21 protein-coding genes are annotated in these 19,405 nt (G+C 61.1%); 11 read left to right on the top strand and 10 right to left on the bottom strand.

Annotated features, from left to right (window positions below; translation table 11 throughout):
* Nucleotides 1-11 precede the first annotated feature (11 nt).
* The 3 genes from rpmB to SIC14_RS08625 all read left to right on the top strand — a co-directional run bounded on the left by rpmB (nt 12) and on the right by SIC14_RS08625 (nt 1,295).
* Nucleotides 12-299: a 50S ribosomal protein L28 gene (rpmB, locus tag SIC14_RS08615; protein WP_412565416.1), complete on the top strand. Its 288-nt coding sequence runs from the start codon at nt 12-14 to the stop codon at nt 297-299.
* Nucleotides 300-402: 103 nt separating this feature from the next.
* Entirely contained in the window at nt 403-750 is a 348-nt protein-coding gene (locus SIC14_RS08620; protein WP_412565417.1) for a hypothetical protein, read from the top strand.
* A 74-nt stretch (nt 751-824) separates the two neighbouring features.
* Nucleotides 825-1,295, top strand: coding sequence for a copper chaperone PCu(A)C (locus SIC14_RS08625; protein WP_412565418.1), 471 nt, complete (start codon nt 825-827; stop codon nt 1,293-1,295).
* Nucleotides 1,296-1,338: 43 nt separating this feature from the next.
* On the opposite strand, the gene SIC14_RS08630 is transcribed toward SIC14_RS08625, so the two are convergent.
* The gene (locus SIC14_RS08630) at nt 1,339-2,031 is read right to left on the bottom strand and encodes an NAD-dependent deacylase (protein WP_412565844.1); all 693 of its coding nucleotides are present in this window, start codon (nt 2,029-2,031) and stop codon (nt 1,339-1,341) included.
* A gap of 68 nt (nt 2,032-2,099) precedes the next feature.
* On the opposite strand from SIC14_RS08630, the gene SIC14_RS08635 reads away from it, so the two are divergent.
* A complete protein-coding gene (locus SIC14_RS08635) occupies nt 2,100-2,534 on the top strand; it encodes a low molecular weight protein-tyrosine-phosphatase (protein WP_412565419.1) in 435 nt (144 codons plus the stop codon).
* A 77-nt stretch (nt 2,535-2,611) separates the two neighbouring features.
* Here the strand turns inward: SIC14_RS08635 and SIC14_RS08640 are convergent, their stop codons facing one another.
* Entirely contained in the window at nt 2,612-3,475 is an 864-nt protein-coding gene (locus SIC14_RS08640) for a branched-chain amino acid aminotransferase (protein ID WP_412565420.1), read from the bottom strand.
* Nucleotides 3,476-3,589: 114 nt separating this feature from the next.
* Between SIC14_RS08640 and SIC14_RS08645 the strand changes: the two genes are divergently transcribed.
* A complete protein-coding gene (locus SIC14_RS08645; protein ID WP_412565845.1) occupies nt 3,590-3,931 on the top strand; it encodes a zinc ribbon domain-containing protein YjdM in 342 nt (113 codons plus the stop codon).
* 85 nt (nt 3,932-4,016) lie between these two features.
* Here the strand turns inward: SIC14_RS08645 and trpS are convergent, their stop codons facing one another.
* Nucleotides 4,017-5,060 carry a tryptophan--tRNA ligase gene (gene trpS / locus SIC14_RS08650; protein WP_412565421.1) on the bottom strand — a complete coding sequence of 348 codons (1,044 nt, stop codon included), beginning with the start codon at nt 5,058-5,060 and terminating at the stop codon, nt 4,017-4,019.
* Between the two features lie 85 nt (nt 5,061-5,145).
* Here trpS and SIC14_RS08655 point away from each other — a divergent pair, with 85 nt between their 5' ends.
* Complete coding sequence (locus tag SIC14_RS08655; protein WP_412565422.1) at nt 5,146-5,841, top strand: rhomboid family intramembrane serine protease; 696 nt, start codon at nt 5,146-5,148, stop codon at nt 5,839-5,841.
* Nucleotides 5,842-5,871: 30 nt separating this feature from the next.
* Here the strand turns inward: SIC14_RS08655 and murJ are convergent, their stop codons facing one another.
* The 3 genes from murJ to SIC14_RS08670 are packed head-to-tail and all read right to left on the bottom strand — an operon-like array spanning nt 5,872 to nt 11,396.
* A complete protein-coding gene (murJ, locus tag SIC14_RS08660) occupies nt 5,872-7,416 on the bottom strand; it encodes a murein biosynthesis integral membrane protein MurJ (protein ID WP_412565423.1) in 1,545 nt (514 codons plus the stop codon).
* A complete protein-coding gene (locus SIC14_RS08665; RefSeq protein ID WP_412565424.1) occupies nt 7,413-10,178 on the bottom strand; it encodes a [protein-PII] uridylyltransferase in 2,766 nt (921 codons plus the stop codon). Before SIC14_RS08665 ends, murJ begins: the two co-directional genes overlap by 4 nt.
* 48 nt (nt 10,179-10,226) lie before the next feature.
* Entirely contained in the window at nt 10,227-11,396 is a 1,170-nt protein-coding gene (locus tag SIC14_RS08670; RefSeq protein WP_412565425.1) for a penicillin-binding protein activator, read from the bottom strand.
* 87 nt (nt 11,397-11,483) lie between these two features.
* On the opposite strand from SIC14_RS08670, the gene rsmI reads away from it, so the two are divergent.
* The 4 genes from rsmI to SIC14_RS08690 all read left to right on the top strand — a co-directional run bounded on the left by rsmI (nt 11,484) and on the right by SIC14_RS08690 (nt 14,771).
* Nucleotides 11,484-12,341, top strand: coding sequence for a 16S rRNA (cytidine(1402)-2'-O)-methyltransferase (rsmI, locus tag SIC14_RS08675; protein ID WP_412565846.1), 858 nt, complete (start codon nt 11,484-11,486; stop codon nt 12,339-12,341).
* Nucleotides 12,342-12,439: 98 nt separating this feature from the next.
* Nucleotides 12,440-12,784: a YraN family protein gene (locus SIC14_RS08680; RefSeq protein ID WP_412565426.1), complete on the top strand. Its 345-nt coding sequence runs from the start codon at nt 12,440-12,442 to the stop codon at nt 12,782-12,784.
* Nucleotides 12,785-12,931: 147 nt separating this feature from the next.
* Nucleotides 12,932-13,879: a glutathione synthase gene (gshB, locus tag SIC14_RS08685; RefSeq protein ID WP_412565427.1), complete on the top strand. Its 948-nt coding sequence runs from the start codon at nt 12,932-12,934 to the stop codon at nt 13,877-13,879.
* A 16-nt stretch (nt 13,880-13,895) separates the two neighbouring features.
* Entirely contained in the window at nt 13,896-14,771 is an 876-nt protein-coding gene (locus SIC14_RS08690; protein ID WP_412565428.1) for an alpha/beta hydrolase fold domain-containing protein, read from the top strand.
* Here the strand turns inward: SIC14_RS08690 and SIC14_RS08695 are convergent.
* The 4 genes from SIC14_RS08695 to cobU all read right to left on the bottom strand — a co-directional run bounded on the left by SIC14_RS08695 (nt 14,768) and on the right by cobU (nt 18,402).
* Nucleotides 14,768-16,282: a YifB family Mg chelatase-like AAA ATPase gene (locus tag SIC14_RS08695; RefSeq protein ID WP_412565429.1), complete on the bottom strand. Its 1,515-nt coding sequence runs from the start codon at nt 16,280-16,282 to the stop codon at nt 14,768-14,770. The genes SIC14_RS08690 and SIC14_RS08695 overlap by 4 nt on opposite strands.
* 65 nt (nt 16,283-16,347) lie before the next feature.
* Complete coding sequence (locus SIC14_RS08700) at nt 16,348-17,232, bottom strand: glutathione S-transferase (protein ID WP_412565430.1); 885 nt, start codon at nt 17,230-17,232, stop codon at nt 16,348-16,350.
* Nucleotides 17,233-17,311: 79 nt separating this feature from the next.
* Nucleotides 17,312-17,884, bottom strand: coding sequence for a histidine phosphatase family protein (locus tag SIC14_RS08705; RefSeq protein ID WP_412565431.1), 573 nt, complete (start codon nt 17,882-17,884; stop codon nt 17,312-17,314).
* Nucleotides 17,881-18,402, bottom strand: coding sequence for a bifunctional adenosylcobinamide kinase/adenosylcobinamide-phosphate guanylyltransferase (gene cobU / locus SIC14_RS08710; protein WP_412565432.1), 522 nt, complete (start codon nt 18,400-18,402; stop codon nt 17,881-17,883). Before cobU ends, SIC14_RS08705 begins: the two co-directional genes overlap by 4 nt.
* A gap of 112 nt (nt 18,403-18,514) precedes the next feature.
* On the opposite strand from cobU, the gene SIC14_RS08715 reads away from it, so the two are divergent.
* Nucleotides 18,515-19,393 carry an RNA polymerase factor sigma-32 gene (locus SIC14_RS08715; RefSeq protein ID WP_412565433.1) on the top strand — a complete coding sequence of 293 codons (879 nt, stop codon included), beginning with the start codon at nt 18,515-18,517 and terminating at the stop codon, nt 19,391-19,393.
* The last annotated feature ends 12 nt before the right edge of the window (nt 19,394-19,405 follow it).

The following is a 19,405-nucleotide window of genomic DNA, read 5'->3' on the forward strand; positions in this document are numbered from 1 at the left end:
AGGATAGACCCATGTCGCGCCGTTGCGAACTGACCGGTAAAGGCCCGATGACTGGCAACAATGTCAGCCACGCCAACAACAAAACCAAACGCCGTTTCCTGCCGAACCTGAACGACGTTACCCTGCAGTCCGAGGCCCTGGGCCGCGGTTTCAAACTGCGCATTTCGGCTGCAGCTCTGCGCTCGGTTGACCACCGCGGTGGTCTGGACGCGTTCCTGGCGAAAGCCAAAGACGTTGAGCTGTCGGACAACGCGCTGAAGATCAAGAAGCAGATCGCGAAGGCACAAGCCTCCGCCTAATCTCTTCCGGATCCTTCACGGATTTACAGCCTCACTCCTGCCGGAGTGGGGCTGTTTCCTTTTGCCGCCTTTTCCTTCTATCGGAGAGGGTGTAAGAGGCCTTATGGCACCTTTGCGCTCATATCTGGCAGCCCTGCTGACGCTGGTGATGGTTCTGACTTCGCAGACCATGGCCGTGGCGCGCGGTATGGAATTGCCGTCGGGCGAAATGGTGCTCTGTATCGGCAGCGGATCCGTAACCGTCTATGTCGACTCTGACGGCCAGCCCGTTGACGCCCCTCATTATTGCCCGGATTGCGCGGCGGCAGGGTCGCCTGCCGTTCTGACCCATAGCTTCGTTCCAAATTTGCGTCCTCTGGGACGGGGCGTGGCGATGCGAATCGATCCAGGTGTGGTCTTCACGACCGGAGAGGCGGTACCAGCCAGCGCCAGAGGGCCCCCCGTCGTTTGATCTGATCACACAAAACCACCGCGCCTGTGAACCGGCGGGGTGACCCTATCAGACAGACTACAGGACAAATGAATATGTCGATCAAAACCACCTTCCTTGCGGCGGCCATCGCTGCTGTTTCCGCCCTGCCTGCCGTTGCCGAAGGCATCATGGTCAAAGACGCCTATGCGCGCGCGGCCACGCCCTTCGCCAAGACCGGTGCGGCCTTTATGATGATCATGAACCATTCCGATCAGGACGACCGCTTGATCAATGCCTCTGCCGGTGTCGCCAAACGGGTTGAGCTGCACACCCACAAAGATATGGGGGAAGGTGTCATGCAGATGATGCATGTGCCCGAAGGCTTTACGGTTGCCGCCGGTGAAATGCTGATGCTGCAACGGGGCGGCAAACACGTGATGATGATGGGGCTGACCGAAACCTTCGATCAGGACAAGGTCATCGAGATCACCCTGACCTTTGAAAAGGCCGGTGAGGTGGTTGTTGAAGTGCCGGTGGACCTCAAGCGGAAACCTGCAGAGGGTGCGCACAAGATGTCCCACTAAAGGACGACGATCAGCTATCGAAAGCGGCCCTGCGGGGCCGTTTTTATTGCGCCAATACCTCTTCCACCCAGGCTGACACCACATCGGAAGCTTTGCCAAAGCGGGCGTCCGCGAAATCGCTGATGGTGGCGGAGGGTTCCAGGTTCAGCTCTACCGTATCCGCGCCGTAACGCGCCGCATCCTGCACAAAGGCGGCGGCGGGGTAGACATTGCCGGAGGTGCCGATGGCGACAAACAGATCCGCTGCCCGCAGCTGGTCCCAGATCGCCTCCATCCCGTAGGGCATTTCGCCAAACCAGACGATATCGGGCCGCGTGGCGGGCTGGTTACAAGCGGGGCAGGGATCGTTGGGGGCCATGACCAAGGGCGCAGGCCAGCGATGGTCACAGGCGGCACAAAGCGCCCCTGAAAGCGCCCCGTGCATATGCACCACCGCCTTGGATCCCGCCGCCTCATGCAGGTTGTCGACATTCTGGGTGACGATCAGAACCTCACCGGAAAATTCGGCTTCCAAACGCGCCAGCGCCTGATGGGCGGCATTGGGGCTGGCCTCAACTGCCTGTGCGCGGCGGGCGTTGTAGAAATCATGCACCAGCTGCGGATTGGCGGCAAAACCTTCAGGGGTGGCGACATCCTCGATCCGGTGCTGCGCCCAGAGCCCTTCTTCGTCGCGGAAGGTGCCAAGGCCATTTTCGGCGGAGATCCCTGCGCCGGTCAGAACAACGATCTTTTCCACTCTCATTGGGAGGGGCCTCCTTGCAGCCGCTTGCCGTGCCGCTACACTCTGCCCCGAAGGAGAAGGTGATGACCAGACGTATCCTCTTTGTCTGCCTTGGAAATATCTGCCGCTCGCCGATGGCCGAGGGGGTGCTGCGCCACAAAGCGCCGCATCTGTTGGTGGATTCGGCCGGCACCTCGGACTGGCATGCGGGTGATCCGCCCTATGTGCCAATGCAGCACGCTGCCCTGCGCAAGGGCTACAACATCACCGAACAGGTCTCGCGCCCGTTTCATCCGGTGGATTTTCACCGCTTTGACATGATCCTGGTGATGGATGGCCGCAATCAGGCTGATGTGGAGGCGCTGCGCCCGCCGGGCAATCTGACACCGGTGAAACGGTTTGCCCCCTTTGCAGGGCGCGACATCGGCGATGTGCCGGACCCCTATTACACCGGTGAATTTGACGCCGTGGTCGAACTGATCGAGGCGGCGGCGGATGGGTTTCTGGCGACGCTTTAGGTGTACAAACGGCAACCCGCCGCGCGGGGGAGGCACGGCGGGATTTTGAGTATTTCTGACAAGATGAAAGCGTGGGTTCAGCGTGTGCTGGCCGCCCAGTCCCAGTAAAGCTCTTTCACCCGTTTGGTCATTGGGCCGATGTCATATCTGGTGTCGTCAAAGGCGGTCACCGGGGTGACCTTGTTCATGTTGCCGGACATGAAGACCTCATCGGCACCGTGGAAATCCTCAAAACTCAGCACAGTTTCATGCACCGTCACGCCATCGGCACGCAGGTTGTCGATGTGGCGCGCACGGGTGATCCCGGCCAGGAAGGTGCCATTGGGGATCGGGGTGAAGACCTCCCCATCCTTGACCATGAACACATTGGCCGAACCGGTTTCTGCCACGTTGCCCATGGCATCGGCGACCAGCGCATTGCCGAAACCCTTGGACTTGGCTTCGGCGATCATGCGGGCGTTGTTGGGGTAGAGGCAACCGGCCTTGGCATCCACCACAGCGCTTTCCAACACGGGGCGGCGGAAGCGGGTGCGGGTCAGGGTTGTCGAGGCGCCTTCGGGGGCCATCGGGATCTGTTCCAGCGAGATGGCAAAACCGGTTTCTTCCGGTGTGGGCACGATGCCGGTGCTGTCGCCGTGGATGGCCCAGTACATCGGCCGGATATAGACCGCGGCGCCGGGCTCAAAGCCGCGCAAACCGTCCAACACGATCTGCTCCATATCGTCGGCGGCGACCGTGGGGTTGATCATCAGCGCCTCGGCCGAGCGGTTGGTGCGGGCGCAGTGTTTGTCGAGATCCGGGGTCAGCCCGTTCACAAAACGCGCGCCGTCAAACACTGTGGTGCCCAGCCAGGACCCGTGGTCGGCGGCGTTCATCACCGGCAGGTCGCCCTGATGCCAAGTGCCTTTGAAATAGGTGCGGATGGTATTGCTGAGCGCCATGGATTGAACCCCGTGATCATGCTGTTTCGTTGCGGCAACCTAGGGGGGAACGAGCTGGGCGTCTAGGGGGCGCTCATGCCTGTTCGTGAAGCGATTGGCAGGGTATGGGAAGGGATGATTGATTCCCTGCCACCGTGCCCCGAATGTGCCTCGCCCTATTGTTACCAAGTGGATGCTTTGCTCAGTTGTCCGGCCTGTGGCCATGAATGGTCAATGGACGCCGCAGAGGCTGGTGCGCCGGTGTATCGCGACAGTGTGGGCAACATACTGGCGGATGGCGACACGGTGACGGTGATCAAAGACCTGAAGGTCAAAGGATCGTCTATGGTTATCAAGGTCGGAACCAAGGTCAGCGGCATCCGGCTGGTTGAGGGCGATCATGACATCGACTGCAAAATTCCCAAGGTGGGGCAGATGGGGCTGAAGACCAAGTTTGTGAAGAAAGTGTTTGAGTGACGCTGGGCTGGCTCAAAAAGGTAAGCCGTTAGATACACAAAAGGGCCCCGTAGGGCCCTTTTCATTTCCTCGAACATAGTCAGCCTTAGCCGACCATGCCGATGATCTCTTTGGTTTTGGTCAGCACCGGGGCCGCGATTTCGCGGGCGCGGTCGGCGCCTTGGCCCAGGATGCGGTCGATCTCGGCCGGGTCCTGCATCAGGCGGGACATTTCACCGGAGATCGGCGACAGTTTGGCGACGGCCAGTTCCGACAGTAGCGGTTTGAACTCCGAGAACTGTTTGCCACCTGCTTCGGCCAGCACCTGATCCACCGACATATCGGCCAGACCGGCGTAGATGTTCACCAGGTTGCGGGCCTCGGGGCGGTCTTCCAGACCTTTGGCCTCGGAGGGCAGCGCCTCGGGGTCGGTTTTGGCCTTGCGGATCTTTTTGGCGATCGTGTCGGCGTCATCGGTCATGTTGATGCGGCTGGCGTCCGACGGGTCGGACTTCGACATCTTCTTGGAGCCATCGCGCAGCGACATGACACGGGTGGCCGCGCCCTCGATCTTGGGCTCGGGGATCGGGAAGAAGTCCACGCCGTAGTCGTGGTTGAACTTGGTCGCGATATCGCGGGTCAGTTCAACGTGCTGTTTCTGATCCTCACCCACCGGCACTTCGGTGGCGTGGTAGACCAAAATGTCGGCGGCCATCAGCGACGGGTAGGCAAACAGGCCCAGCGAGGCGTTCTGGGTGTTCTTGCCCGCTTTATCCTTCCACTGGGTCATGCGCTGCATCCAGCCCATCCGGGCGACGCAGTTAAAGAGCCAGCCCAGTTCGGCGTGCTCTTTGACCTGGCTCTGGTTAAACAGGATCGAGCTGGAGGGATCGATGCCTGCGGCCAGATAGCCGGCGGTCAGTTCACGGGTCTGACGGCGCAGGGCCTCTGGGTCTTGCCAGACGGTGATAGCGTGCATGTCCACAACACAGTAGATCTGTTCGATCGGCTTGGACTGCTGCTGCACAAACCGTTTGATTGCGCCGAGGTAATTGCCAAGGGTCAGCCCGCCAGAGGGCTGGATGCCCGAAAACACTCGGGGGGTAAAACCGGCGTTCGGGGTGGATTGCGTTTGGACCGCATCCGACATGGTGGTTCTCCGTCTGGATTTATCTGCTCTGGTGGCTTACCCATGCCCCAAACCCCCGTCAAGGCGGGCTGATCAGGAGCAGAGAATGAACGACGAAGAGATGCATGAGGATCGCAACCCGGTGAACCCTTTGCCGCCGGTGATTGTGGCGTTGTTCCTGTTCATCATCGGGATCGAGGTTGCCTTCAGCATGGGCGCGCGGGGTGTCATCGGCGGACCCGAGGCGGTGGGCTGGCGGCTGGCGGCATTGCAGCAATATGCCTTCTCGGATGAGATTTTTGAATGGATGCGGATGTCCGGCCAGTGGCCGTTTGATCAGATGATCCGCTTTGTCACCTACGCCTTTGTGCATGTCAGCTTTACCCATGCGCTGTTTGGCTGTGTGATCCTGCTGGCGCTGGGGAAGATGGCAGGCGAGGTTTATAACCAACTGTCGCTGCTGTTGATTTTCCTTGGCGGCACCGTGGTGGGGGCTTTGGTCTTTGCGCTGGTGATGGACACGCAGACGCCGCTGATCGGGGCCTATGCAGGGGCTTACGCGATGATCGGGGCCTATACCTATCTGCTGTGGTTGAAACTGGGCCTCATGGGGGAACGTCAGATCCGGGCCTTTTCGCTGATCGGGTTCCTGATGGGGGTGCAGCTGCTATTCGGGGCGCTGTTTGGCGCGGCGGCGGATTGGGTTGCGGATGTGGCGGGCTTCCTCACCGGACTGGGGCTGGCGGTGTTCCTGATCCCCGGCGGCCTGACCCGTTTGCGCGACCGGCTGCGGCACCGCTAAAAACTGACCAACGGAATGCGTCGCAGCGGATCAGCCGCCGCGACGCATGGCTTGTTTGAACTCGGCCAGACGGAAGGCGCCGATCAACTGACCGATGGCGAAATAGCTCACCATGCCGACAAGAACCAAAACGGCCAAAGCGCCATAACGGATACCGGCCATCCCCAGGAAGGGGGCAAGGGCCACATTGGTCAGCCACAGCACCGCACCCATCGCAAAAGAGGCCGCTACAACGCGCCAGATGCGGCTGTGGAAACGGCTGTCGAAACGGGCTACAGCTCCAAAGCCGCGCGCGCCTACAGCCAGCATCGCCACCATCGCCCAGCCTGCCAGCGTGGTGGCAATGGCCGCTGCGATCCAGCCGATGAAAGGCGCAAGGCCAATGGCAACCAGCGCGTTCACGGCCATCGCCCAAAGCGCATAGCGGAACGGGGTTTTGGTGTCTTCGCGGGCAAAGAACAGCGGTTGCAGGATCTTCTGTACTACAAAGGCGGGCAGCCCGAGGCCATAGATCGCCACCGCAATCGCGATAGAGGCGCTGTCATCCGAGGTCATGGCACCACGTTCGAACAGGACCGAGACCAGTGGGAAGGGCACCACGATCAGTGCCACCGCCGCGGGGATGGTCAGAGCCAGAGAAATCTCAGCCGCGCGGCTAAGCGCGTTGCGCGATCCGGCCTCATCACCGGCTTTCAGGCGGCGTGACAGGTCCGGCAGCAGGACCACACCGATGGCGATGCCCACCACGCCCAGCGGCAGTTGGTAGAGCCGGTCAGCGGCATAAAGCCAGCCCACTGCGCGGTCGAAATAGCTGGCCACCTGTTGCCCAACCAGAAGGTTCACCTGCACCACCCCGCCTGCCAGCGCGGCTGGGAGCGCGATGATGATGAGCTGCTTCATTTCCGGGCTGAGGCGCGGGCGTTGTAGTCGCAGGGTCATGCCAGCACGGCGGGCCGCCGTCCAGACCAGCGCCATCTGGGAAACACCGGCCACCGGGATCATCCAGACCAGCGCCTGTGCCACATCCCATCCCATCAGCACGGCCGTCACCATTGCGCCCACCAGCAACACGTTCAGCAACACCGGCGCGGCGGCGGCGGCAGCGAAGCGGCCGTGGGCGTTCAGCACCCCTGACAACAGAGCCGCCAGCGAGATGAACAGGATGTAAGGGAAGGCGATCCGGCCAAAGACCACCGACAGGTCAAACTGGTCCTGTCCGGCAAAGCCCGAGGCCAGCGCGTAGACCAGCCAGGGCATGGTCAGCTGCGCCACAAGGGTCAGCACGATCAGCACCGTCGCCAGACCGCTGAACGCCTGCGAGGCAAAGCCATCGGCATCCTCGTCGCCTTCCAGCCGTTTGGAATACTGCGGGATGAAGGCCATGTTGAACGCGCCCTCGGCAAAGAAGCGGCGGAACATATTGGGCAGGCGGAACGCCACCACAAAGGCTTCATAGGCGGGGCCGGTGCCCAGATAGGCCAGGATCATCGCATCGCGCACAAACCCCAGGATGCGGCTCAACAAGGTCCAGACGCCAACGGTCAGAAAGCCCGAAATCAGGCGGATCGGTTTCACGAATGAGCCCTTTCCGCGCCTTTGGTGATGGCTTCGCGCAGTTTCTTTTCCAGCTGCTTCTGGCGCGGGGACGAATGGAACTTCAGCCCGAACATGTCTTTCACATAGAAGCTGTCGACCACCTGCTCGCCATAGGTCGCGATCACGGCAGAGGCGATGTAGACGTTGTTGTTGGCTAGGGTGCGGGTCAGATCGAACAGCAGGCCGGGGCGGTCGCGGGTGTCCACCTCGATGATGGTGTAGATATCTGACCCTTCGTTGTCGAAGGTGATCGAGGTTGGAACCCGGAAGGCCCGTTCGCGTTTCTTGATCTTGTCACGCGATTTCATCGCTTCGGTGGCTTTGACCTCGCCCAGCAGGATCTTGTGGATCATCTGAGTCAGACGCGGCAGGCGGGCCTCTTCATAGGGGTGCCCATCGGCATCCTGGATCCAGAAAACGGCGGTCGCATAGCCATCCTTGGAGGTATAGGTGCGGGCGTCCACAACATTGGCCCCAACCAAGGCCAGCGCGCCGCTGAGCCGGGAAAAGATGCCGGGGTGGTCGATCATGGCAAAACAGGCGCGGGTGGCGTCGCGGTCCACGTCCGGGTGCAGGTCGATCCGCACCTCATCATCGGGGATATCGCGCAGAAGCTTGGCAAAGACCTCGTGGGTGTTGGTGTCCAGCCCCTGCCAGTAAGGCGGATAATGTCGGCTGGTCTCGGACCGCAGCTTGGCGCTTTCCCAATCCGACAGCCGTTCCCGCAGCAGTTTGCGCGCCTCCGCCCCACGGTTTTCGCGGTTCACTTCTTCCAGCCCGTGTTCCAACGCCTGTGCGGTGTCGCGGTGCAATTGGCGGATCAGCACGGCCTTCCAATTGTTCCAAGTGTCCGGTCCAACGCCGCGGATGTCGCAGACAGTTAGCACCGTCAGCAGATCCAGCCGCTTGCGGGTTTTCACCGCCTTGGCAAAGTCACGCAGGGTGCGCGGGTCGGAGATGTCGCGTTTCTGCGCCATGTCCGACATCAGCAGGTGATAGCGCACCAACCACTCCACGGTCTCAACCTCGGACTTCGACAGACCCAGCCGTGGGGCCACTTTCCGGGCGATTTTCGCCCCGAGGATCGAGTGGTCCTCGTCCCGCCCTTTGCCGATATCATGCAGCAAAAGGGCGACATAGATCACTTTGCGGTTCACCCCTTCTTTCAGGATGCCCGAGACCAGCGGCAGCTCTTCGATCAGGTCGCCATGTTCGATCTGCGACAGGGTGCGGATGCACTGAATGGTGTGTTCGTCCACGGTATAGTGGTGATACATGTTGAACTGCATCATCGCCACAATGGGCTCGAACTCGGGGATAAAGGCCGCCAGCACCCCCAGCTCGTTCATCCGGCGCAGGGCGCGTTCCGGGTTGCCGTGTTTGAGCATCAGATCCAGAAACTGCCGCCGCGCCTCTTTGTCGTTGCGCATCTCGTCGTCGATCAGATCAAGGTTGGCCGAGACCAGACGCATTGCGTCAGGATGGATCAACATACCGGTGCGCAGCGCCTCTTCGAACAGACGTAGCAGGTTCAGCTTGTCAGCAAGGAAGGCCTTCTCATTGTCCACCGCCAGACGGTTGTGAACCACCTTATAGCCCTTCTTGACGCGCGGGTTACGGCGAAAAATCCGTTGCAGCAGCGGCTCGTTCTTGACGTGCATCGCTTCCAGTTTGGTCAGGAAGATCCGGGTCAGATCGCCGGTGGCGGTGGCATTGCGGAAGTATTCCTGCATGAAATGCTCTACCGCGCGGCGGCCGTCCTTGTCCTCATAGCCCATGCGCGCCGCAACCTCGACCTGCAGGTCAAAGTTCAGCTGGTCCGAGGGCCGGTTGGTGATCAGATGCAGATGACAACGCACGGCCCAAAGGAAATCCTCGGCCCGTTTGAACAGCTGAAACTCGTCCTCGTTAAAGACCTTGAGCTTCACCAGTTCTTTCACGTTGCGGACGTTATGGACGTATTTGGCAATCCAGAACAGCGATTGCAGGTCGCGCAGGCAGCCTTTGCCCTCTTTGACGTTTGGCTCCACCACATAGCGCTGACCGCCCTGACGTTCGTGACGGGCGTCGCGCTCTTCCAGCTTGGCCTCGATAAACTCCGCCGCAGTGCCTTTGAACAGCTCCGCGGTCAGCCGTTTGGCCAGTTTCTTCGGCAGTTCGGCATCCCCGGTCAGATAGCGGTGTTCCATCAATGCGGTGCGGATGGTGAAATCTTCGCGCCCCAGTTTCAGGCAGTCGCGCACCGTGCGCGAAGCATGACCGACCTTCAGCCGCAGATCCCACAGGATATAGAGCATCGATTCAATCGCCCGCTCCGCCCAGGGGGTGATCTGTTTCGGTGTCAGGAACAAGAGATCCACGTCGGAATGCGGCGCCATCTCACCGCGGCCATAGCCGCCGACCGCCAGCAGGCTCAGCCGGTCTTCGTCGGTGGCGGCTGAGTTGGGGTGCATATGCTGGGTGGCGACGTATTTGGCCGTGACCACCAGACAGTCGGTCAGCCAGGTATAGGCGCGGGTGGTGGGGCGCGCCGCAAAGGGCGCGTCGGCAAAGGCGGCAGCGATGGTGGTCATCCCCTCCTTGCGCGCTTTTAGCAGGATTTGCACCACGGCCGAACGCAGGGCGCCTTCGTCTTGATGTTCGGTGGCAGCGGCCTCAACCGCTGCGCCAATCGTTGCCAGATCAAAGATGTCACTGGCCGGGCAAATCAGCTTGTCCGGCGCGTTGGGGAGGGTCAGCATCTGGGGGCCTTCTTCTGGAGCCGGAGTAGAGCGAAGGGTGGGGCGGGCTTAGAAGCCCGTCCCGCCAAAGCTGCGTGGCGCCGCGCTGATGATCACCACACGCTTTTCCTGGATCTGCGCCACGGCCAGCCCACGCTCATTGGTGCCATTACCGCGCAGGCGGAAAATACCGTTCACACCCTGAAACCCTGCACCTTGGGTCAGCGCCGAAGCGGTCAGCGCTTCGCGATTGCCCGCTTGCACCAGTGCGCCAATAGCGGCGATACCGTCATAGGCCAGCCCACCGATGGAATGGGGCGCCCCGCCAAAGGCGGCGGCGTAACGATCGCTGAAGCGCTGGGTCATGGTCGGATCAGGTGTGGCGAACCAGCCGCCCTGCACGCCGGGCAGTTCCAGCGTCTGCGGCGGCACGTCCCAGCGGGTCAGACCGATGTATTGAGTCTCCGAAGGATCAACACCGGATTCATCCAGCAGCTGGGTCAGCAAAGGCAGTGCGCCCTCAGAACCTGCAGTCAGGAAGACCGAGCTGGCCCCGCCGGCAACAGCCGAGCGGATGGTCGGGATCGCCTGGATCACACCCTGTTGCGACCGCTCATAGGGCACGGATTCTTTCAGCGAGGCGCCGCTGGTGCGGCTGATGGCGCCGGAAATGGCCGCCTGCGCCACCTGGCCCGCTTCGGAATTGTCATGGGCAATGACAACATTGCCCTTGCCCTGCGACGCGGCAAACCGGATCAGCCGGTCGGCGGTGTTGTCAAAGGTTGGCCCCAGAATGAAAAGGTTGCCCCCTGCAATCGCCGTGTTGTTGGAGAAGGACAGAACATTCACCCCACGCGGTGCAACGGCCACCGCAGCCGCATTGGCTGAGGCCGAATACACCGGACCAAGGATAATCTTGGCCCCGTCCTGCACTGCCGCTGTGGCCTGTGCCGCGGCCTGACCCGCGTCGCCCGCGGTGTTGTAGATCCGCAGGTCGATGTTCACGCCTTCCAGATCATTGATCGCCAGCCGTGCTGCGTTTTGCAGGCTCTGTGCCAGAATGTTGTCGCCGGTGTTCTCACTGCCGCCGGGCACCAGCAGGGCGACGGGCACCGGTTTGGAGGTGTTGATCGAAGGCCCCCCCGTTGTGGCAGGCACACAGGCCACCAAAGCGGTCACGGAAAGGGCGGCGAAAACGGGGGCGATTGCCTTGCGGGCGCTGCGGAAAACGGCGAACATTGGGTAAAGGGCTCCTTCGGGGCCGGGAAATGGGGGCAGTATATACGTTGCTCCCGATAATAATCACAGGAAAAGGCGGGTCCAGTGCTGAATCTGCAACCCAAGAAACTTGCCCCCGGTGTCTACCTCATCGCCACACCCATCGGCACCGCCCGCGATATTACGCTGAGGGCGCTGGATATTCTGGCCTCGGTGGACGTTCTGGTGGCCGAAGATACCCGGAGTCTGAAACGGCTGATGGAGATCCACGGCGTCCCGCTGGGTGATCGGCCAGTGCTGTCCTATCACGATCACAACGGCGGCCAGATGCGGCCGCGTCTGCTGGAGCTGCTGGCAGACGGCAAATCGCTTGCCTATGCCTCGGAAGCGGGCACACCGATGGTGGCCGACCCGGGGTTTGATCTGGCGCGTGCGGCGCGCGAGGCAGGGCACGATGTGATCTCTGCCCCTGGACCTTCGGCGGTGGTGACCGCCCTGACACTGGCTGGCTTGCCGACGGACCGCTTTATGTTTGCGGGTTTTTTGCCCAATGCCAAAGGGGCACGTCGCAAAGCGTTGGAAGAATTGGCGGAAGTGCCGGCCACGGTGGCGTATTACGAAAGTCCCAAGAGGGTGGCCGCGATGCTGAAAGACGCCGCTGAGGTGCTGGGGGAAGACCGAGAGGCGGCTGTTTGCCGTGAATTGACAAAGAAATTCGAAGAGGTCATTCGCGGCAATTTGGTCGAATTGTCAGAGGTTTGCGCCGAACGCACCCTGAAGGGTGAAATTGTTGTTGTGATCGACCGGCGCCGTTTACCGAAAATTCAGGAAGTTGATTTAGAAGAGGAACTTCGTGCCATGCTGGACACGATGTCGGTGCGCGATGCCTCCGATGTTCTGGCGGAAAAAACCGGCATCAAACGGCGCAAAATCTATCAAATGGCCCTGTCGCTGGCTCAGGGTTGATCGGGGTATGCATGACCCAGCTCTGTTTTGACTTGCAACGGCCTCAGGCACCGGCCGCAGCCCGTCCGCCAAACCGGGCGCGCCAAGCACGGGGACAAATGGCCTATCTGTCTGGGCTTGCAGCGGAAGATCAGGTTGTGGCGGACTATCTGCGCCGTGGCTATGACCTTGCTGAGGTGCGCTGGCGGGGCAAAGCGGGGGAAATCGATCTGATTTTTCGCCATGGCGCGGGGTATGTTTTTGTTGAGGTGAAGAAATCCAGCAGCTTTGACCGGGCGCTGGAGGCGCTGACACGTCGCCAGGCAGACCGCATCATGCGGGCAGGGCAGGAATACCTTGGATTTTGCGGCGCGGGTGAACTGACCGACATGCGATTTGACGTCGCGCTGGTCGACCGGCATGGCCAGATCAAAGTTCTGGAGGCTGCACTGTGTGGCTGGTAGCCGCGAAATGATATTTCCGAAAAAGCAGATGACTGTGCATAGATAGACAGAAATGCCGTTTGCCACTGGCGCGGGCTTGGGTCATGTATTCGGAGAGTTTTTCCGACGTCCAAGACCAGCTTGCACTGGCCAGAACAGGTGGCAGATATGAAAATTGCCTTTCAGATGGATCCGATCGGTCCGATCGATATCAACGCAGACAGTTCTTTCCGCATCGCGTTGGAAGCGCAGGAACGCGGGCATGAGTTGTTCTATTACACCCCTGACCGGCTCTCTTATCAGGAGGGCAGGGTTGTTGCACGCGGCTGGCCGCTGACCGTGCAACGGGTGGAAGGGGACCACTATCAACTGGGTGAAGAACAGGAGGTGGACCTATCGACATTTGACGTGGTCTGGCTGCGTCAAGATCCGCCGTTTGACATGTTCTACATCACCACCACCCATCTGCTGGAGCGGATCCACCCGCAGACATTGGTGGTGAATGATCCGTTCTGGGTCCGCAATTATCCGGAAAAACTGCTGGTGCTGGATTTCCCCGATCTGACGCCGCCGACCACAATTGCGCGGGATCTGCAGACCATCCGCAACTTCAAGGACAAACACGGCGATATCATCCTGAAGCCGCTCTACGGCAACGGTGGCGCCGGGGTGTTTCGTTTGACCGAAAGCGACCGCAACCTGTCCTCGCTGCATGAGCTGTTCACCGGTTTCAGTCGTGAGCCTTTGATTGCCCAGAAATTCCTGCCGGATGTCTCCCATGGCGACAAGCGGGTGATCCTTGTGGATGGCGAACCTGTCGGGGCGATCAACCGGGTGCCGCAAGCGGGCGAGACGCGCTCGAACATGCATGTGGGCGGCCGGCCGGAGAAGATTGGGTTGAGCGCACGGGATCTGGAGATCTGCGAACGGATCGGCCCTCTGTTGCGGGAAAAAGGGCAGGTGTTTGTCGGCATTGACGTGATTGGCGATTACCTGACAGAAATCAACGTGACCTCGCCCACCGGCATTCAAGAGCTGGAGCGCTTTGACGGCACCAACACTGCCGAAAAGATCTGGCAGGCGATTGAAACCCGCGTCGCCGCGCAGCGCGGCTAGGTCTTTGAGCTGGCAAATGACCCTGATGGGCGCAGCGATGCGCCTGTCTGTGCGTCCGATGATGCGCCGCGCCAGCGACCCTGCCCAGATGCGTCAGCGGTTTGAACGGGCGGCGCGACGGACATTCCGGCCGGTCCCACATGCCTGCGTGATCCGGACGGAGGCCCCGCCAGGCGGGCTTTGGGTCTCCGCAGGGCGGGTCACATCCCGCCAGGTTTTGCTCTATCTCCATGGCGGTGGCTATATCGCGGGCAGCCCGGAAACCCATGCCCAGATGGTGGCGCGCCTGTGTCGGATGACGGGAATGCGCGCCTTTCTGCCCCGTTACCGGCTGGCCCCTGAACACCCGTTGCCAGCCGCTTTGGACGATGCGTTGGCCGCCTACTACGAGCTTGTCGCGCGGGGGTATGCGGCACAGGACATCGTCATTGGCGGCGACAGTGCTGGCGGTGGATTGGCGCTGTCGCTTTTGTCAGCGCTATGTCTGCGTGGCACACCCCCAGCTGCGGCCTTTGCCTGGTCACCGTTTTGCGATCAGACCTTCAGCGGGGCGTCGGTGGTGGAAAACGGTGGGCGGGATCATTTCTTTCCGCCGGAACGGGTGCATGAGTTGAGCGAGATGGTTTTAGGGGATCTGGCGGCGGAGGATCCCCGCGCCTCGCCTTTGTTCGCGTCTTTTCCCAATTGCCCGCCGGTGTTGTTGCAGGTTTCGGACGGTGAAATCCTGCGGGATGATGCGCGGCGGATGGCGGAGCATTTACGGGCTCAAGATGCGACGGTCACCTTGCAGGAATGGGCCGGTGCGCCGCATGTCTGGCAGATTTTTGATGGGTGGTTCCCAGAGGCGCGGCAGGCCATTCGGGCCACATCGCGGTTTCTGGCTGACGGTTAGGACGGGGCGGCTGTCATCAGGCGGTAGCTGATGGCCTCGGCGATGTGGGGGCGACGGACGGAGGCAGACCCATCGAGATCAGCGATTGTGCGGGCCACCCTCAGGACGCGGTGATAGCCACGGGCGGACAGGCCAAACCGCTCGGCGGCCTTTGCAATCAAAGCCTTACCTTCGCTGTCAGGTGTCGCGACGTCTTCCAGCGCGCGGCCTTCGGCGTCAGAGTTCAGGTGGATTGTGTCGTGACCGTCGAACCGCGCATGTTGCAGGGCACGGGCGGCCGCGACCCGTTCTTGAACCTCTGCGGAGGTGGCGCCGGAGGCCGGCAGATCAAGGTCGGTGTAGGCGACGGGGGGCACTTTCAGCCGCAGGTCGAAACGGTCCAGCAGCGGTCCGCTGATCCGGCCCATGTAGTCGTCGCCGCAGGCGGGCGCGCGGTTGCAGGCACGGGCGGGATCGGTCAGGAAACCGCAACGGCAGGGATTGGCGGCGGCAACCAGCATAAACCGGCAGGGGTAGGTGACATGGGCGTTGGCGCGGCTGATCACAACCTCGCCGGATTCCACAGGCTGGCGTAGGGTTTCCAGCACGGAGCGGTTGAACTCGGGGAACTCATCCATGAACAGCACCCCATTGTGGGCAAGTGAGATTTCCCCCGGTTTGGCGTTGCGGCCGCCGCCGACAATGGCGGCCATTGAAGCGGTGTGATGCGGTTCGCGGAACGGGCGGCTGCGGGAAATGCCGCCTTCTTCCAGCAAGCCCGCGAGCGAGTGGATCATTGAAGTTTCCAGTGCCTCAGCCGGGCTCAGCGGCGGCAGGATGCCGGGCAGGCGGGACGACAACATGGATTTGCCCGACCCCGGTGGACCGGACATCAGCAGATGGTGACGCCCGGCTGCAGCAATTTCCAAGGCGCGTTTGGCCCGTTCCTGGCCTTTGACGTCGCGCAGGCAGCGGGCACCGGTGTCCGTCAGCACCTCGCCGGGTTCGGCGGGTGTGAGGGGGGACTGGCCGGTGAAGTGACGCAGGATGTCAGAAAGCCCATTCGCAGCAATAACTTGGCAAGCACCAACCCAGGCGGCCTCGGCGCCCGAGGCGCGGGGGCATAACAGGGCGCGGTCCTCTTCTGCGGCGCGCATGGCGGCGGGCAGGGCACCGATGACAGGGACCAGCGAACCGTCAAGAGAGAGTTCGCCAAGTGCAGTGATCGCCTCCACCGCGTCGGCAGGGATAATCTCCAGCGCGGCAAGCAAGGCCATCGCGATGGGCAGATCGAAGTGGGAGCCTTCTTTCGGCAAGTCGGCAGGCGACAGGTTCACCGTGATCCGTTTGGAGGGCAGTGCGATGGCCAAAGCGTTGAGCGCCGCCCGCACCCTATCCCGCGCCTCCGACACCGCCTTGTCCGGCAGGCCGACGATGGAGAAGTTGGGCAAGCCCTGCGACAGGGCGCATTGCACCTCCACCGTGCGGGCGGTGACGCCTTCGAAAGCGACGGTGTAGGCGCGTGCAACCATTTTTCCCCCTGTTGGTTGCCAAGAGATTAACCAACAGGGGATTACCGAAAGGTTAACGGCGCGCTTTAAGCGTCGGAATGTTCGGCGACCAGTGCGGTAAAGGCGGGCCACGCGGCGGCGTCATATACGGTTTTGTCGCGGCAGGTTGGATTGCAAAGCCCATAGACTGTGCCGTCAAGTTCTAGATAGTCCTGCACCGGTTTGCCCGAATAGGGGCAGTTGGCGTTGACCGAGGGGCCTTCGGCGACGGCGCGGGCAGGCAGTACTTTGGGGCCAGCCCAGTCTGTGCGGGCGTGGCCCATCGGGTAGGGGGAGGGATCGTAGCTGCGGGTCAGGCCTAGGGCGCGCCAGCGGCGGAATGCGGGATCGGCCAGTGTGGTGTCCACATAGGCTTGGGCCAACGTGCCAACGGGCAGACCATGGCCGGCGATCCGGGCCGCGATGGGCGCGTAGAACGCATCTGCTAGCGAGTAGTGGCCAAACAACCAAGGCCCCTCTGCACCGAAAGAGCTGCGGGCGCGGGTCCAGAGATCTTCGATCCGGTCCAGATCGGCCTGCACCTCTTCCGAGACCGGGAAATCCAAGTAGGTATGTTCCAGCTGCATCGGGCATTCGCTGCGCAGCGCCATAAAGCCTGCGTGCATTTCCGCCGAGATCCAGCGGGCAAAGGCGCGGGCCTTGGGATCTGCGGGCCACATCTGGGCTTCGGGGTGGCGGCTGTTCAGCTCTTCTGCAATGGCGAGGGTTTCGCCAATCACCGTGCCATCTGCGCAGCGCAGTACAGGCACCAGACGGGCTGGAGCCAGCGGCTCCAATGCGGCGCGAAAACTACCATCGTAAAGGCTGAGCGTGCTGGTTTTGAACGGCATTCCAAATTTTTCCAACATCAGCCAGCCGCGCAGCGACCAGCTTGAAAACGTGCGGTCGCCAATGAAGATCTCGTAGGTCATATGCGTCTCCTGTCCCGGTTAGGGGCAGGGTACGCGTAGGCGTTAAATCACGGAAATGAATAATTGTGACGAAATTTCATCACAGAAGTTGATTGATGCCGCGACTGTGCCAACGGTTCTGATCCCAATGCAGTTCGGTCACAGACAGGTTGTCGATCTTATGGGCAAAGGCCTCGTAAGCGCCTATTTGCAACGCTTGCTGCACCTGCGTCAGGATGGCCCCAAAATGGGCAACCGCGATGATATCGCGACCGGGGTGGGCCGCCAGCAACCGGGCGGCGGCGCGATCCACACGGGCGGCAACCGCGTGCCAGCTTTCGCCATTGGGGGGGCGCACGTCGCCGGGGTTTTCCCAGAAACGACGGATGTGGGCTTCGTCCTCGACCTCATCAAAACGTTTCAGTTCCCAGTCGCCAAAGTGGATTTCGCGCAGGTCGGGTTCATGTGGCAGACGTTCGCGGTCCCCTTGGAGGGCATCCGCTGTGGCGCGGGCACGGTGCAGGTCCGAGGAGATCACCAATGCCCCCTGCGGCAGGTGGGCATCCACCCGCGCAATCAGGCCGGTGTCCGACAGATCCGCAGGGATATCGGACCAGCCGACCATTGTTTTGGCATGGGTTGGACCGTGGCGGACCCAGAAAAAACGGCTCATGTCAGGGATCCTTTCAGCGCCAGGGGCAGGCCTGCCATGACTGCAACAACGGTGTCGGCCTCTGCCGCGAGGATCTGGTTCAGGGTGCCTTGTTCTTCGCGGAAGCGGCGGGCGAGCGCGTTTTCCGGCACCACCGACATGCCAACTTCATTGGAGACCACCACAACCCGGCCCTTACAATTGCGGATCGCCTTCAGCAAACGTTTGGTTTCGGTCTGAACATCATGATCTGCCAGCAGGTGATTTGTCAGCCACATGGTGGCGCAGTCCAGCAGCACCACCTGTTTTTTCTTCACAGCCGCCAACGCTGGCGTGAGGTCCAGTGGCGCCTCGACGGTTTGCCAACCGTCGCCGCGCTGCAAAATGTGCTTTTCGATTTTCGCTTTCATTTCAGCGTCCCAGGCCTGTGACGTGGCCAGGTAGATCTTGTCATAACCGCTTTGAATCACGGCGTTTTCCGCCCAAACAGACTTGCCCGAGGCGGCGCCGCCCAGCACCAAAGTCAGCTTTTCCAGCATCAAAGTTACACCTTTTTGTGATCCGTCACACCTTGCGGTGCGTAGCACTCCTGCGTCTATCATAACAAGGCGCACAGAATTGAAACGTGCGTCTCAGATATGGGGGAATGTCATGGCACTCGATTCACCCAAGGACCTCTCACTGTCCCGCAAGGCGATGAAAGCCGAATTGCTGGACGCAGAGACGGAAAGACAACTGGCATATGCCTGGCGTGACAACCGGGACGAAGCGGCGCTGCATCGTTTGATCAACGCCTATATGCGTCTCGCGATCTCAATGGCGGCCAAGTTTAAACGATACGGCGCCCCAATGAACGACCTCATCCAAGAGGCTGGGCTGGGGTTGATGAAGGCGGCGGATAAGTTTGATCCGGACCGTGGCGTGCGGTTTTCGACCTACGCGGTCTGGTGGATCAAAGCCTCCATTCAGGACTATGTGATGCGCAACTGGTCGATGGTGCGTACCGGCTCGACCTCTTCGCAGAAGTCGCTGTTTTTCAACATGCGTCGGGTTCAGGCGCGGCTGGAACGTGAAGCGTTTTCGCGCGGCGAGGCCTTGGATCGTCATCAGATGCGTCAGGCCATCTCGATGGAGATCGGCGTGCCGATCCACGATGTGGAGATGATGGAGGGGCGGCTGTCAGGCAGTGACTTCTCTCTCAACGCCACGCAAAGCTCTGAAGATGAAGGGCGGGAGTGGATCGACACGCTGGAAGACAGTTCTGAACAAGCGGCCGAGATTGTGGAGGATCGCCACGACCGCAAGGCTCTGCGGGATTGGCTGACCGATGCGGTGGGTCGTTTGAATGAACGCGAACAGTTCATCATTCGCGAGCGCAAGCTGAAGGAACCTGTGCGGACATTGGAATCCCTTGGCAAGGAATTGGGCCTGTCCAAAGAACGGGTGCGTCAGCTGGAAGCTGCGGCGCTGAAAAAAATGCGCAAACAACTGGAAGCCGAGAGCGAAGAGGTGCAAGAACTCCTCCTATGAGGATTTTGAACA

It is taken from the genome of Thalassobius sp. MITS945101, from assembly GCF_047123305.1.
Taxonomy (GTDB): Bacteria; Pseudomonadota; Alphaproteobacteria; order Rhodobacterales; family Rhodobacteraceae; genus Thalassobius.